This window comes from Glutamicibacter sp. AGC46, from assembly GCF_053543715.1.
The window spans coordinates 1-14,088 of record NZ_JBLVOJ010000023.1; the positions used below are offsets into that span (position 1 = coordinate 1).

The 14,088-nt window shown below is 61.0% G+C and carries 14 protein-coding genes and 1 pseudogene; 6 read left to right on the forward strand and 9 right to left on the reverse strand.

The window, feature by feature from the left end; translation table 11 throughout:
- A partial coding sequence (locus ACNPM8_RS11665) for an STAS domain-containing protein (RefSeq protein WP_448939884.1) occupies positions 1 to 426 on the forward strand: 426 nt, incomplete at its 5' end.
- Between the two features lie 399 nt (positions 427 to 825).
- Here the strand turns inward: ACNPM8_RS11665 and ACNPM8_RS11670 are convergent.
- From ACNPM8_RS11670 to ACNPM8_RS11685, 4 genes and pseudogenes are all read right to left on the reverse strand, one after another.
- Positions 826 to 1,236: an arsenate reductase ArsC gene (locus ACNPM8_RS11670; RefSeq protein ID WP_448939885.1), complete on the reverse strand. Its 411-nt coding sequence runs from the start codon at positions 1,234 to 1,236 to the stop codon at positions 826 to 828.
- A gap of 11 nt (positions 1,237 to 1,247) precedes the next feature.
- A pseudogene (gene arsB / locus ACNPM8_RS11675) lies at positions 1,248 to 1,970 on the reverse strand (ACR3 family arsenite efflux transporter); the annotation flags it as partial.
- A gap of 242 nt (positions 1,971 to 2,212) precedes the next feature.
- On the reverse strand, positions 2,213 to 2,428 hold the full coding sequence (locus tag ACNPM8_RS11680; protein ID WP_133834746.1) for a CDGSH iron-sulfur domain-containing protein: 216 nt from the start codon (positions 2,426 to 2,428) through the stop codon (positions 2,213 to 2,215).
- On the reverse strand, positions 2,425 to 3,453 hold the full coding sequence (locus ACNPM8_RS11685) for an iron-containing redox enzyme family protein (protein ID WP_166650851.1): 1,029 nt from the start codon (positions 3,451 to 3,453) through the stop codon (positions 2,425 to 2,427). Before ACNPM8_RS11685 ends, ACNPM8_RS11680 begins: the two co-directional genes overlap by 4 nt.
- A gap of 922 nt (positions 3,454 to 4,375) precedes the next feature.
- On the opposite strand from ACNPM8_RS11685, the gene ACNPM8_RS11690 reads away from it, so the two are divergent.
- From ACNPM8_RS11690 to ACNPM8_RS11705, 4 genes are all read left to right on the forward strand, one after another.
- Positions 4,376 to 4,612: a hypothetical protein gene (locus ACNPM8_RS11690; RefSeq protein WP_105658704.1), complete on the forward strand. Its 237-nt coding sequence runs from the start codon at positions 4,376 to 4,378 to the stop codon at positions 4,610 to 4,612.
- Between the two features lie 146 nt (positions 4,613 to 4,758).
- A complete protein-coding gene (locus tag ACNPM8_RS11695; protein ID WP_448939886.1) occupies positions 4,759 to 5,856 on the forward strand; it encodes a fatty acid desaturase family protein in 1,098 nt (365 codons plus the stop codon).
- A gap of 464 nt (positions 5,857 to 6,320) precedes the next feature.
- Positions 6,321 to 6,524 carry a cold-shock protein gene (locus ACNPM8_RS11700; protein WP_105658961.1) on the forward strand — a complete coding sequence of 68 codons (204 nt, stop codon included), beginning with the start codon at positions 6,321 to 6,323 and terminating at the stop codon, positions 6,522 to 6,524.
- A 707-nt stretch (positions 6,525 to 7,231) separates the two neighbouring features.
- Positions 7,232 to 7,666: a hypothetical protein gene (locus ACNPM8_RS11705; protein ID WP_448939887.1), complete on the forward strand. Its 435-nt coding sequence runs from the start codon at positions 7,232 to 7,234 to the stop codon at positions 7,664 to 7,666.
- A gap of 119 nt (positions 7,667 to 7,785) precedes the next feature.
- Here the strand turns inward: ACNPM8_RS11705 and ACNPM8_RS11710 are convergent, their stop codons facing one another.
- Positions 7,786 to 8,748: a cation diffusion facilitator family transporter gene (locus ACNPM8_RS11710; protein ID WP_448939888.1), complete on the reverse strand. Its 963-nt coding sequence runs from the start codon at positions 8,746 to 8,748 to the stop codon at positions 7,786 to 7,788.
- Positions 8,745 to 9,176, reverse strand: a complete 432-nt coding sequence (locus tag ACNPM8_RS11715; protein WP_332727624.1) for a transporter substrate-binding domain-containing protein — start codon at positions 9,174 to 9,176, stop codon at positions 8,745 to 8,747. Before ACNPM8_RS11715 ends, ACNPM8_RS11710 begins: the two co-directional genes overlap by 4 nt.
- Before the next feature lie 350 nt (positions 9,177 to 9,526).
- Here ACNPM8_RS11715 and ACNPM8_RS11720 point away from each other — a divergent pair, with 350 nt between their 5' ends.
- Entirely contained in the window at positions 9,527 to 10,759 is a 1,233-nt protein-coding gene (locus ACNPM8_RS11720) for an MFS transporter (protein ID WP_448939889.1), read from the forward strand.
- A gap of 233 nt (positions 10,760 to 10,992) precedes the next feature.
- Here ACNPM8_RS11720 and ACNPM8_RS11725 read toward each other — a convergent pair whose 3' ends face one another.
- The 3 genes from ACNPM8_RS11725 to ACNPM8_RS11735 are packed head-to-tail and all read right to left on the reverse strand — an operon-like array spanning position 10,993 to position 14,083.
- Entirely contained in the window at positions 10,993 to 11,880 is an 888-nt protein-coding gene (locus ACNPM8_RS11725) for an ABC transporter ATP-binding protein (RefSeq protein ID WP_286134397.1), read from the reverse strand.
- Positions 11,877 to 12,977: a FecCD family ABC transporter permease gene (locus tag ACNPM8_RS11730; protein ID WP_105658957.1), complete on the reverse strand. Its 1,101-nt coding sequence runs from the start codon at positions 12,975 to 12,977 to the stop codon at positions 11,877 to 11,879. The genes ACNPM8_RS11725 and ACNPM8_RS11730 overlap by 4 nt, the downstream gene beginning before the upstream one ends.
- Positions 12,974 to 14,083: a FecCD family ABC transporter permease gene (locus ACNPM8_RS11735; protein ID WP_105662362.1), complete on the reverse strand. Its 1,110-nt coding sequence runs from the start codon at positions 14,081 to 14,083 to the stop codon at positions 12,974 to 12,976. The genes ACNPM8_RS11730 and ACNPM8_RS11735 overlap by 4 nt, the downstream gene beginning before the upstream one ends.
- Between the last annotated feature and the right edge of the window lie 5 nt (positions 14,084 to 14,088).

Consider the following 14,088-nt stretch of genomic DNA (forward strand, 5'->3'; position numbering starts at 1 on the left):
GAAACCACCGTCATGCTGTCCACCGTCGTGGTCACCGTCGCCACGCACAACCTCGCCATCGGGGTCGGGGTCGGCGTGCTCACCGCGATGGTGCTCTTCGCCAACCGGGTAGCCCACCTGGTCACCGTGGAACGCCGCCTGGAGGAGCACTTCGAGGAGCAGATCGCCAAGTACGAGGTCAACGGCGAGCTCTTCTTCGCCTCCTCCAACGATCTCTACACCCAGTTCCACTACGCCGAGGACCCCAATCGCGTCGTTATCGACATGTACAACTCGCACCTGTGGGACGCCTCCACCATCGCCGCACTGGACGCCATCACTGCCAAATACGCGAAATACGGTAAGACCGTCGAAATCGAGGGCCTAAACGCGGCCAGCCTCAAAATGCGCGAACGCCTAGGCGGAAAGCTCGGCGGCGAGCACTAAGAGGGCGCAGGCAAGCACGGGCAGCCAGGCTGCCGATAAAAATCCGTGCAAATGCTCGGCGGGGGTTTTGAACTGGTCCTCGATAGTTGGCCCAGTTAGAAGAATTCGAACCGCTCTTGGCGCAGGTTCTCGCTTACCAGCCGGTGGCCTCACCGTTTTCCCGCGGCGCCTCGGACTCGATCTGAGCGCAGAAATTCGCGGTAAGAGCTGCAATTGAAGCCCATGCAAACTAGCTGGGTGCTGCGCGCCGGGTTCTGCGAAAGCTTTCTACTATCCGCACTAGGGAGTCTGCGGTTTCCAAACCAAAAGGCCTGGCAGACGCCAGGCCTTTTGGCGTTGAACTAGGACTCACTGGAAGCATGGAAGCCATGCCTGCCTGGCTCCTCGCCAAGAGCGAGACTAGGTGCCCTTGATACGCTCCCACAGATCGTTAACGCGAGTCTCGATATCGCTGAAGATCTCGCTGGTCTTCTCGAATGTCACATCCTGCGGATCGGCGATTTTCCAGTCAAGGTATTCTTTGCCCGGGAAGAATGGGCAGGCATCTCCGCAGCCCATGGTGATCACCACATCGGAGTCCTGCACGGCTTCGGTGGTCAGCACCTTGGGGATTTCCGCGGACATGTCGATGCCGACTTCTTTCATGGCTTCAACGGCGGCCGGATTGACCGAATCGGCCGGGGCGGAACCGGTCGAGCGGACCTCGATCCGCCCTTCGGACAGGTGGGAGAGGAAGGCGGCGGCCATCTGGGAACGCCCTGCGTTGTGCACGCAGACAAAGAGAACCGAAGGCTTTTCGGCAGCAGTCATGGGTGTTTTCCTTAGGCAGAAGTAGCGGGAGCCTTGGCAGCTGGGAAGAATTTCCGGGACCACAGGGCCACGTAGACCAAGGCAACCAGGATCGGCACCTCGATCAGCGGGCCGACCACGCCGGCCAGGGCCTGGCCGCTGGTGGCACCGAAGGTGGCGATGGCTACCGCGATGGCCAGCTCGAAGTTGTTGCCGGCGGCGGTGAACGCCAAGGTGGTGGTGCGCGGGTAACCCAGCTTCAGCCAGTGGCCGATGAGCATTCCGGCGCCGAAGACCACCACGAAGTAGGTCAGCAGCGGGATCGCCATGCGCAGCACATCCAGGGGCTTGGAGATGATGTTATCGCCCTGCAGCGCGAAGAGCAGCACGATGGTGAACAGCAGCCCGTACAGTGCCCACGGCCCGATTTTCGGCAGGAATTTTCCCTCGTACCAGTCGCGGCCCATGGCCTTTTCGCCCAGGGTACGGGTCAGGTAGCCGGCCACCAGCGGAATGCCCAGGAAGACCAGCACCGAAGCGGTGATCGCGGCAATGGAGAACTCGGCGCTGGTGGTTTCCAGCCCCAGCCACGATGGCAGCAGCTGCAGGTAGAACCAGCCCAGGGCGCCGAAGGCGATGACCTGGAAGACGGAGTTGATGGCCACCAGCACGGCGGCCGCTTCCCGGTCGCCGCAGGCCAGGTCATTCCAGATGAACACCATGGCGATGCAGCGGGCCAGCCCCACAATGATCAGGACTGCTCCGTCGTCCCTGACGCTTTGGAATCCCTGGGCGCCAGCTTGACGGCCAAACCCTACGCAGGCTTGCCGCAACTGCATTCCAGGCGGCTGGGATCGCGCCACCCGGGATCCACCAACTAGCCGCATTCCCGCGTCCGCGCAGGCAGCTCGGCGAACGGCATCAAACGCTGCAGGTCCCGGCAGTGCCGGCCCGCTGCGGACCGGATGCGCAATAGCCCGTTTCAGGAGCCAGTGTCCTACTTCGGGCGCTCGAACTTCATCAGCTTGTGCGTGCCATCGCAAAAAGGCTTGATGGCAGAGCCCCCGCAACGGCATAGCGCGACCGGCCCTTTCCGGGCCTCGATGGATTGCCCCTCGGCATCCACGATTTCAAATTCTCCCCTGAGCAGCAATGGGCCCTGCGGGCAAACAGTAATCATGGCCGCTTCCGAAGCGCTGCGCCCCTCGCTCATACCACTGCCCCCGCTCCGGCATGCAACGCCGACCTTCCAGCTTCCCACGCGTCCAAGTACTTCGCGCCTGCCAACGCGTCAACCGCTGCCGCGGCTTGGGCTCCGAAGAGTATGTCGGGCACCAGATCCGGTTCGTCTTCAGCCAGTCCGCCCGCGAGGTCGCGGCCGGCAATTTGCTCATGGACAGCATCAGCTTCCACATGCTCATCGAAGTAATCGGTCACCGGGGATTCATATCCCAGGCGCCGGAACCCGCGGGCATAAGCGGCCTGGGGTATTGAGGAAGTCATCTCGTACAGTGCCAGGTGGCCAGTGATGGCTCCCCGAAGGCGCCGGTGCATGCCGAAGAGCGAAATCATGTTCACTGCCGCCAGCGTCACCGCCGGTATGCGGTCCACGTACGCGCCGAAATCATCACGCAACCCCACGCCCTTCATGGTCTGCCTGAACAGCTCGCTATGCATTCGCGGCAGCTGCCCATTTCCGTATTCATCAGCCTGGATCTCCACCATGGCGGCTTTTGCACGGCCTTCGAGTTTCGGGATCGCCCAGGTATGCGGATCAGCTTCCTTGAGCTGGTAAATCGACTTCAGTATCAGGAATTCGCGTGCTTGGCCGGCAGTGGCCTTGCGCTGGATGAACTTCGAAACCGACGGCCCAGCATCATCAGCAGCAAGCTCGAACAGGGCTTGGGCCACTTTCGCGGAGCTGGGTTCCACGCTTGGAATCGAGCCTGCCGCCTCGCGCAGCGCTTGCTCGAAAGCCTCCTCGATCCGGGCCCGAAGCGAAAGGAGCCCGGGGTCCCATTCCCAGCGGTCATCGACTTCTTCAAATCCCCGATAGTGCAGTTCGTAGAGCACGAAAAGGCTCAGCTGCAGGTCCCCGTCATCCAGCACATCCGAAGCCGCAGCCAACCGATCAGTTGCGACCGTTGCCAAATAGGCTGCGTATTCCTCCGAGGGGTTGCACAGCAACGCATTGTTCAGCGCTTGGGACAGGTCTCCGCGGGGTACGGGCAGATGCATGATGCTCCTTTGTTCACGCTGATCGCACGGTCAGCAATAGTGGCAGTAGGATGATCGTGCCAGCATCCCCGGGATATAACCACCATTGGGAGGAAAAGCCAAGGTAAGCCCCTGATCGTGCTCCCCAGCTATGTTCTCGACAGCACCTTATCCCTGAGGAACATAGGGCTGTCGGCCGGCCAATCTCGACATGATGTCTTGTCCCAGCTTTTCCATAGCCAGTGGGAGCTGCGACCGGGATTGGGTTGGGATCATGATGGCAACCGATTAGAGGCAGAACTTACCGGAGCCGTCAGGGAGCACCTGTCGCCGCCCACTCTTATTGGCACATTCAATCTGGCAAGTAAGCAGGTCATGCCGTGTAAAACTGCCGACAATACTGGCGCCCAGAAGTTGCTCGCACCTCTGACAACAAACCCGGTCCAGAATCTTTTGCTCCATGTCCACACCCAACTGCTAGGTGTCGACTCGTTCATTTCCCCAAGATGAAAAACAGGTTCCCTAGGGCTGTCGCGTTGCCACTTTAGTATCGAGTAGGCCCGTCTGCTACTCCAGCAAGGGACCAATTACTTGGCATCAATCACTCGCTCGCACTTTCGAATAACGAACTTTCAGGGCCGCACTGGTCGTCAGGTCCGTGCTCGCTAATCAAGGAGAGTCATGCCCCTAAGCCACTAATATCACAGCTTTGAAGCAGTGGGCCCGGGCACTTCAGAGGCACTGGAAGTTTCACAGAGTTACTACAGTTGCTCCATGGGCCCTACTGCGATCGATTATTCGGGATCCAGCGCTGGGCGCTTGGCAGGCGCTGTATTACGAGAAGCTGCTCCCTCAATACCCTGCTAGGCTCAAGATGCTGCCGACGTTGCGCCGCGTGTACGGAAGAAACATCCGAATTTATCTTCATCGATGGGAATATCTCATGGGCAACAGCCCTGAAGCAGCACTAGGTATCGCACTACTGACATCACTGGTCCGCCAAGACCGAGAAGCCTTCCTGATCATCGCCTCCGAGCTGGAAGGAGGCAACACGCAAGCCGTGGCCATCCTTGCACGGCTAGGTGAAGCAATGGTCGCGATGATCGCTGAGCTGCTGCAGATCGGCAACGAGGAAGCGCTCACACGCATCGCAGCGTCACTGGCCCTCAAAGCTGGATAGAACTCAAAGAAATATGTGAAAGAGCAGAATCTGACAGCGGAAGAACAGCGAGAGCGGCCGTGAACCTGAGTAGAATGGGGGTAATAGGCTCGGTCGGGTAATTTATTGTTCACGACGCAGCGAGCTCTTTCAATCAAGGATTATATTTGCCTCGCAGTTCTCTGCTGGACGCTCCAGCACCCACCGTTAAACCCGGTGATCCTCAAAGTTTCTTCCACGTCAAAAAGTTGGTCACCGAAGCTGGACTGGTCGGCCGCCGCCGCGGGCACTATCTCGGGTTGGGCATCGTGCTGACGGTGCTGCTAGCCGGTACCGTTACCGGTTTCATCCTCCTGGGCGACAGCTGGTTCCAGTTGCTGATGGCCGCAGCCTTGGGCCTGCTGCTCACCCAATTCGCGTTCCTGGCGCACGAGGCGGCACACCGCCAGATCCTGGCTTCGCACAAGCGCAATGACAAGCTGGGCCAGTTCCTGGCCAATATCGTCGTGGGCATCAGCTACCAGTGGTGGATGAACAAGCACAACAAGCACCACGCCACCCCCAATACCGTGGGCAAGGATCCGGACATCGAGTGGGACACCATCTCCTTCCAGACCGAGGACGCCAAGCGCCAGCGCGGCCTGCTCAAGTGGATCACCAACCGCCAGGGCTACCTGTTCTTCCCGCTGCTCACCCTTGAGGGCTTGAATCTGCATATGCATTCGATCAAGTACCTGTTCAAGGCCGGCCGGGTCAAGAACCGCAAGCGCGAGATGACCGGCATTGCACTGCGCATCGCCATCTACCTGGCGATCGTGTTCTACTTCCTGCCAGTGGGCATGGCTTTCGCCTTCCTCGGCGTGCAGCTGGCAGTCTTCGGCATCTACATGGGCGCCTCCTTCGCCCCGAACCACAAGGGCATGCCGATGGTTCCCCAGGACGCCCGCATCGACTTCTTCTCCCGCCAGGTACTGACCGGACGCAATGTCATGGCCAAGTCCAGCTGGGGAAACCGCGTGCTCTCCCACGTCTACGGCGGATTGAACTACCAGGTGGAGCACCACCTGTTCCCGTCCATGCCGCGCGCCAACCTGGCCGGCGTCTCGCGCATCGTGCGCCAGTACTGCGACGAGCACCAGGTGCCGTACACCGTGGCCAGTGTCCGCGAATCCTACGCACAGGTGATCACCTACCTGAACAAGGTCGGGCTATCGGCCCGGGATCCTTTCGAGTGCCCAATCATCTCCGGATACCGAATCCCATAACGGTCTTGCTGCAGGCACAGAACAACGAAATCAGCTCCCCTGGCAGGACTTCGGCTTCCCCTCACAGCAAACCGGCGAGATTAAGTGAGCTCCTCATGGTAGTCTAGATATTAGAGCCAATAAGGAAAATTGAAAATTCCTATTGTTCCTCCCTTGGATTTTTAATAAGCGTTTCCTCGGAATTTTTCCCATGAGAGCGAATCGCATCACTTGAAATATTCGTCCCCACTTCCGTGGTGGGGCAGTCGGTTTGAAACTGCGTTTCTATAGAACCTCTTCGACCGCTATTACATGCGTCTCCAGTGAATTCTTACTCCAGAACTCAGAATTCGATGTTCTGGCTCTCCAAGCTATTCATGCTTGATTAAGTTTCACGGGATGCAACAAAAATAATGGCTTCAGTGCTGCTACGGTGGCACAAGCTCAAATCGCGACATATCGCGAATTACGATTTAGGAATACACATGGCTACTGGCACTGTAAAGTGGTTCAACTCCGAAAAGGGCTTCGGTTTCATTGAGCCTTCTGATGGATCCGCTGACGTTTTCGCGCATTACAGCGCAATTCAGAGTTTCGGATTCAAGAATCTTGAAGAAGGACAATCGGTCGAATACAAGCTTGAATCCGGTCCAAAGGGACCTCAGGCTGCGGACATCCAGGCACGCTAAGCGCGTTTAGGCCGATCACCCCAAAAGCGGGGCAGGCGGTCGACGGGTTCTAACGGTCGTTGCAACATCCTGAACAATCAGGCGTTGCAACGACCGTACCTTTTTACGCCAAAGATCAGCACCCAGCAACCCGACACGGTCCTGAAGAGCAAGACCAACACCGGGCTAGACGCAACGCTTCGATCATGAGCCGGACTAACGAAAGATTTCAAGCCAAGCGAGACCAACGAGGGTTATATAGCCTACAGTTATATTCCTTCCAAGCACTTGACCGGCTCGTTGATACGCGCCGCTTCAGGCATCTGAAGCTTTTCCGGGACCTGCGCGGTCCAAAACGCTCTGGGTATTGAGTGCAGAATTACTTCGATCCACAGCTTTAAGAGGCGAAACAGGAAAGTGCCCATTCGCTATTCATTCAATTCTTCGACTCTAGTTAACCCGGCAATCTCGTTCTGCTAAATGGATCTCTGCTCCACTGCTTGCGCAGGGACATCCCACTTGAAAACCTGCGAATTGCACCACATTGGGCATGTGTCCACATAAGGCGCCGCTCGGCGGTTGGAAACAAGATGTATTATCAGAAGAACACTCCACGATGAACACCGAGCGCCAAAGGCGAAACCCGGGGGATTCCGCGGCTTTATGCCGCAGAACTTCGTGGGCGGTCACCTTTCGGAGAGCTGCCATCAGCGGAGGATTAAATGAACATGCCTGAACTAAATATGCGCGCCATGCACCGCGTCGAAAAACTTTTGCATTGCCCCGAGGCCAGAACCCATCTCACTGCGTACGGCTGGATGGAGGGCATGCCCGTGGTATTCGCGCAACGCACTGATCCAGTAGATGAAGTAATGGGCTTCGTATCGGTCCATGGCCGGGCTGTACTCATGGTTCTTGACGATGACCAAACCGATGACCTGCAGCTATGGCACATCACGGTACCCAGCCCGCTGTTTCCCAAAGTTCCCCATTTGCCAGCTGGAACCACCATCAGCGAACTCTGCTCCCGGCAGCACACGGAGAAAATGATGCCCTTTCGCGTCGCTTTCTGGTCCCATAGCGCGGCAATCCATGAGATTCCCTGCTTTGTGCGCAACGACTGGCCTGGCCAAGTAGCCACGTCACCCACCGATATCGGCTAGTCCGGCGGGGCAGCCGAGGCGGGCTGCTAGCTCCAGCGCCAGCACCCTGCCTCGCCGGTTTTCCTCGCCGGATCGCCGTGCTTCCACTGCGCTCCAGGCGGGGGCCTAGACCTCGAATTTCAGCCCTGCTTGAGGAACTCAGGCAGCTCGGGAACTATCGTCACCACCAAGTCATACGCTTTCCAGTCGGTTCCCTCTAGCACTTTCCGCGCTTCCTCGGATTGGGCAAGCGTCACGGTATCGGATTCCGGAACGATGAACGCTTCCGTGTGCTGGACCTGGCCGAGTTCGCGGACCCTCAATCCCGCAGTGCGAACCCAATCCAGGGCATGGAGCTGTTCCTCCATGGCCGGGATCAGCGGGTGCGGATCCGTGCCGTCGACACCTTTGGAACGGCGATCCAGCAAATCCGAGGTTGCGGACTTCGTGCTGTCCCAGCCGTCCTTGAGAATGCCGGCAGCGATCACCAGCGCCGCGGTGGAATCAAGCCACCACAATCCAACGCCGATTCCGGCGACACCGACGATCGAAGCAGCATTGGTCTGCCAGTCGGCCTTGGCCATCTTGGAGTCGGCGTAGAGCAGCTTATTGTGCAGCGGTTGGGCAATCTTGATTTTCAACCGTCCCAGCACCACGGCCGGTGCCGCGATCAGCGCCATGACCGCCATCATGATCCATCCTTGCCATACCGTATGGCCAAACAGGTTCATGGTTCCGATGGTCGGGTGCTCCAGTTTAACCAGAGCCGATACCGATTCGTACGCGAGCATCGCTCCGACGACCAGCAACGCCACTCCTGCGACCAGATGCCCGGCTCCCATGGACCGGTGGTAGCCGTAGGGGTGCGAGCGCCGACGAGCCCTCCGGGTGAACTGCAGTGATGCCAAAAAGGCCAGCTGCGGCAGGACTGAGAGCATGTCTTCGATCCACGCTGTGCGCATGGCCTGCGAATTTCCCACCACTAGTGCCACAAGGGTAATGGTGAGCGCCGTGTATCCGATGCTGATCCACTCGAGCTTCGCAGCGCGCGCCATGAGTTCGCGTTGCTCGGGAGGCAAGTGCGTTCCGGCAGCGTTTTTCATGGCATCTCCTGCGTCTGGTCCAGGAAGTACTCCAGCTCGGACAGGAAAGCATTTTCGCCTGGAGGCACGAGCAGGACTATTTTCCTTTCCTTGCCCTTGGCGTCAATGGCGGTCGTGTAGGGACGAGTGACTCCAGCCTTTTCCGACCACGGCGTCTTGGAGGTGATGCCTCCCGCCACCAAATCCAGCTGGCCTGCTTCCAGCTGCTTCACTAGCTGTTCTTCGCCACCAATGGTCCATTGGATTTCGGCACCTGCATGCTGGGCAAAGTCTTCTATGAGCGCTGGTTCGGCGCCCTGGGGTACTCCATCCCGGATTTCCACGAAATCCGAAGCAGGAGATACTCCGGCCCGAAGCGTCCCGGAACGAACCGTGTCCAGGGTTCCTTCGGGGTCCACCGGCACCGCTGGGAAGCAGGCTGTCGCCATGAAGACGCATCCAAGAGCCGCTGCTGCCTTCACTTGCCGGGTGCGGGACGAACTGTGCCGGAACATCATTCCTCCTGAGCTTGATCGGCCGGGTTGGCCTCCAAACTACTCCGAGGACTCGTGCTGCAATGCAACGCCCGGGAAATATCGGCGAACTCTCAGCTCGCACCTGCAACCTGCCGAAGGAGAATTCGCCCTGGGCTAGTGGATCCAGCCCGGAGTTCCGCCGGCAGGGATTCCCGTTCAATGACACGAATGCCGGATCGCTGCCCGGCCCGTGCCACAATCCGAAGTGGACAATAGCGCCGAGCACCAGTTGGCGCGTCCTATGCGAGGAGGCATCGGCGGCAGTGCAAGCCAAAATGGAACAAGTCCAGCAACGGACCAACGCGGCCTGGATCATCATCGTGGCCTCCGGCGTGGTGGCCGGCCTGCACATCTGGAAGCTCGCCCCCGCGCTGACCGTGATCCAGGACGAATTGGGCTTCTCGCTGATTTTCTCCGGCGTGCTGCTGGGCGTGGTCCAGGTAGCCGGCATGGCCGGCGGCCTGGCCGTTTCCCTGCTTTCGGAAGTCATCTCCCAGCGCCGCACACTGATCCTCGGCTTGCTGCTGCTGGTGCTGGGCAGCGCGCTGGGCGCCTTGTCCCCCAGCGCTCCGCTGCTGCTGGCCACCCGCGTCCTGGAAGGGGCGGGCGTGATCATGGCTACCGTCATGGGGCCGGGGCTGGTGCGCCTCCATGCCCCCATCCGGAACCTGAACATGGCCGTGGGGTGGTGGGCCGCCTACATGGGCATGGCCACCTTCATCGGGGTCTTCTCCACGGCGCTGGTGCTCCAGCACCTGTCATGGCACCTGTGGTGGGGCATCCTCGCGTTCATCACCCTGCTGCCGATTCCGCTGATCCTCAAGTTCGCGGGTGCGGATGAACCCGCCGGATCGGCGGCCCTGCGTGAGGCCGCCCGGCGCATCGCCATCACCGCCCGGGCATCGCGCGTGTGGATCAGCGGCCTGATTTTCGGCTGCTACACGGTGCAATGGATGGCAGTAGTGGGGTTCCTGCCCACCATCTACGAGGAATTCGGCCTGGATCCGGTGGCCGGTGGTTTGGCTTCCGCCGTGGTGGGCGGGCTGAACGCGGTGGGCGCGATCATCTGCGGAGGGCTGCTCCAGCGTGGCGCCAATGGGCGCACGCTGCTGCTAGCCGGCTTCGCGCTGATGTCCCTGGCATCGTTCTGCACCTTCGCCTTCGACTACCCGCCTGGGTTGCTGTGGATCCAGATGATCTGCGTTGGCTTCTTCTCGCTGGCCGGAGCGGCCATCCCGACCACCATGACCCGCGTGGTGGTCGATCTGGCTCCGCCCGGCGGTTCGGCCCCTGCCTCGATGGGCTTGACCCAGCAGATCTTCAACATCGGCAACTTCACCGGCCCGATGCTGCTGGCATCCATGGCCACAATCACCGGCGGCTGGAATGCCACCTGGTTGCTGACCACAGGCTTCGCGCTGCTCGGGGCAATGCTGACCTTGCTGCTTTCGCGCAAGAACTCGCCCTCGAGTCCGCTCGGCGATCCCGGTAGCTGATGCCAGCCCGCGGCGCTTGACCACTGCACAAAAGGCTGCGGGAACTACCCCGTTAGCCAAACTTGCGCACCAAGAGCCCCGGCTATCCGGACCGGTTCCCAAGCAGTCAGGAAGCTCGTATCCAGCCCGGTTCATGGGATGGTCTCTAAACTCCCCCACCAAGGCTCAACCAAGCGACCGGGTTCTTGCCCATGGCAGCATCTTGCGCCGTGGGCCACCCCGGATCCGAGCTATCAATCGACTGATTTCGGCGCGGACTCGTGACGCAGCCTGCCGGGGACGGCGACCATCATCGGACCGGATGTCACCGGATCGGGGTGAATCTCGCAGTGCACGCCAAATGCCTCGCCAAGGCTCTGCGCCGTAATGACATCTTCTGGTGCGCCGGAAGCCAGTATCTTTCCGCCACGCATCATCACCACGGTGTCGGCGTATCGCACTGCCTGATTGATGTCGTGCAGCACCGCGACCACGGTTTTTCCCGCATCGCGTTGCCGGGCGAACAGGTCCAGCAGCTCCACCTGATGGGCGACATCCAGATAGGTTGTCGGCTCATCCAGCAGCAGAATGGGTGCCTGCTGGGCCAAGGTGGTGGCCGCCCAGACCCTCTGGCGCTGGCCGCCGGAAAGCTCGGCCAGCCGGCGGGTGGCCAAGGGAAGGGTTCCGGTCGCGGCCAGTGCAGCGTGGACCGCCGCTTCATCCTGCTCGCTATGCTGGGCCAGCAGCTTCTGATGCGGGAAGCGGCCGCGGGCTACCAGCTGGGCAACGGTGATCCCCGAGGGAGCGATGGCTTGCTGGCTCAACAGCGACACTTCCCGTGCATAGGCCTTGGGCTTGTAGGATGCGATGGGGTTGCCATCCAGCAGCACCCGGCCGGCCATGGGCTTCAGCAACCTGGCCAGCGCGCTGAGCAGCGTGGACTTGCCGCAGCCGTTGGGCCCGATGATCGCGGTGAATTTGCCCGCTTCGAAGGACGCATCGAGGCAATCGATGACTGGCTCACGGCCATATCCCAGCTGCACCCCCTGCACCTCAAGCCGAGGCGCTGGCTTCCGCGCCACCATGCCCGCTCTTACCGCGTCGGCTGCCTGCTGAGCGGGTTCGGTTCCCAATGCGCTCATGCGCGACTCTCCCTTATCAATAGCCAAATCAAATACACTCCGCCAAGGCAGACGGTCACAATGCCGACCGGCAGCTGGATCGGCATGAAAGCTATGCGTGCCACGGTGTCCGCCGACACCAGCAGCAACGCTCCGAAGCATCCAGCCGGAACGAGGTCCAGCTCGGCACGGCCGCTGAGCCGGGCCGAGATCTGCGGGGCCACCAGGGCCACGAAGGCGATCGGCCCAGCCGCCGCGGTGGCCACCGCCACGAGGCCAACTCCTACAACCACCATCGACGCGCGCACCAGCTTGGCATTCACGCCCAGCGAAATGGCCAGCGGATCCCCGCATTCCAGGATCCGGGCATGGCGTTGCAGCAGAACCGCGGCAAGCGCGAAAATGCCAATGCCCAGCAGCGAAGGACCCACTACGGCATTGCCGACCGAGTTCAGCGAACCAGCACCCCATACCGCTGCAGACATGGCTACCTGGCGTTGAGCTGCCAACAGCATGAACGTGTTGGCCGAGGCCAGCATGGCGCCAACGCCAATACCGACCACAATGAGCCGGAACCCTGTGGTCCCGTTGCGGCTGGCGATCATGAAAACCAATGCCGCGGCCGCCAGGCCTCCGGCAATGGAACCCACGGCAATCTGTGCGGCACTCGCGGTGGTGAAAAGCATCAGCGCCAGCGCCGCGGTGTAAGCCCCCGAACTGAAGCCAATCACGTCCGGGCTGCCCAGGGGGTTCCGGGTCAACGATTGGAAGAGTGCACCAGAGATTCCGAGGGCGAATCCGAATGCCAGTGCCAGGACCACCCGGGTCAGCCGCCAGTCGCGGACCACCACTTCATAACGGTGCTCGGAGTTTCCCAGCAGCGCGGGAATCACCTGGTCCATCGGCACACGCACATCCCCGAGGGCCAGGGATATGAGCCCAACCAGCAGCCCGCACAGGGCCAGGGCCGTACCCACCAGCAGCGAGGTGCGATCAAGCCGCCAACTCCAACGGCCACGACCGATCCGCACTTCCCGTCGTCCGGTTGGCACCTGGCACCCTTGCACACGCGCACCGGCTGCCTCAGCCGGTGCTGGGATCAGGGGCTTGAGGCTCATAGGGTACTCGCGTTCTTGCGCCGGGCCAAGGCCAAGAGCACAGGTGCACCGGCAAAGGCGGTGATGATTCCCGCCGAGACCTCCGCATTGGGCAGGATCACCCGGCCCAGGATGTCGGAACCAAGCAGCAGCACAGGGGCCAGGACGATGGTGAAAATCAGGATCCAGCCCTGTTGCACGCCAAACAGCCAGCGCACCACGTGCGGAATCATGAGTCCGACGAAACCAATCGGGCCTGCCAGCGCGGTTGCCGCGCCGCAGAGCAATGTCACCGCGGCGATGACCGCGATCCGCACCGGGGCGATGCGCACGCCCAGCGCCTTGGCCGGAGCATCCCCCAGGGCAATCGCATTCAGCGACCCGGCGCAGCACAGCGCGATGGCAAGGCCCACTGCCACGAAGGGGACAATCAGCAGCACTGCTGGAAGCTCGTGGCCGTTGAGATTTCCTGCGGTGTATACCCGCATCATGTCGAAAATCTGCGGACGCAGCAGCACCAGCGCGGTGGTGATCCCCGACAGCACCGCGCCGAAGGCCACACCAGCCAGCACCAAGGTCGACGGGTCGGCGGCGCGTCCTCCCTTGGAGAGGGTTAATCCGTATACCGCCAAGGTTGCGGCGAGCGCACCGCCCAAGGCCCACCAGATGGCACCGAGCACACTCAGCGAACCGAAAGCAAAACTTGCCATCACCAAGGAGAATTGGGCTCCGGCGTTGACGCCCAGGATGCCTGGATCCGCCAGCGGGTTGCGGGTCAGCGCCTGGATCAGGGCCCCGGCTACGCCCAACGCGACCCCGGCCAGAACGCCCAGGACCGTACGTGGAACCCGCAACTGCCGGATGACCTGCGCCTCATCGGTATTGAAGGAGGGATTGGTGATGGTCTGCCAGGCCACGGACAGGTCGATCTGGCGGCTGCCGAAGGCCAGCGAGCACAGCACCGTGAACGCCAACAGGGCAATCAGGCCGGCAAGCCATACCAGCTTGGCTCCCGGTGAACCCACCAGCACCCGGTGCCGTTGGTCCGCATCGGTACCGGCCGCGCTGCCCGGTGGTGCTGCGCCGGGTGGGGCCAGCAACAGCCCGGGGTCCCGTGTGGTTGCCACCGTGC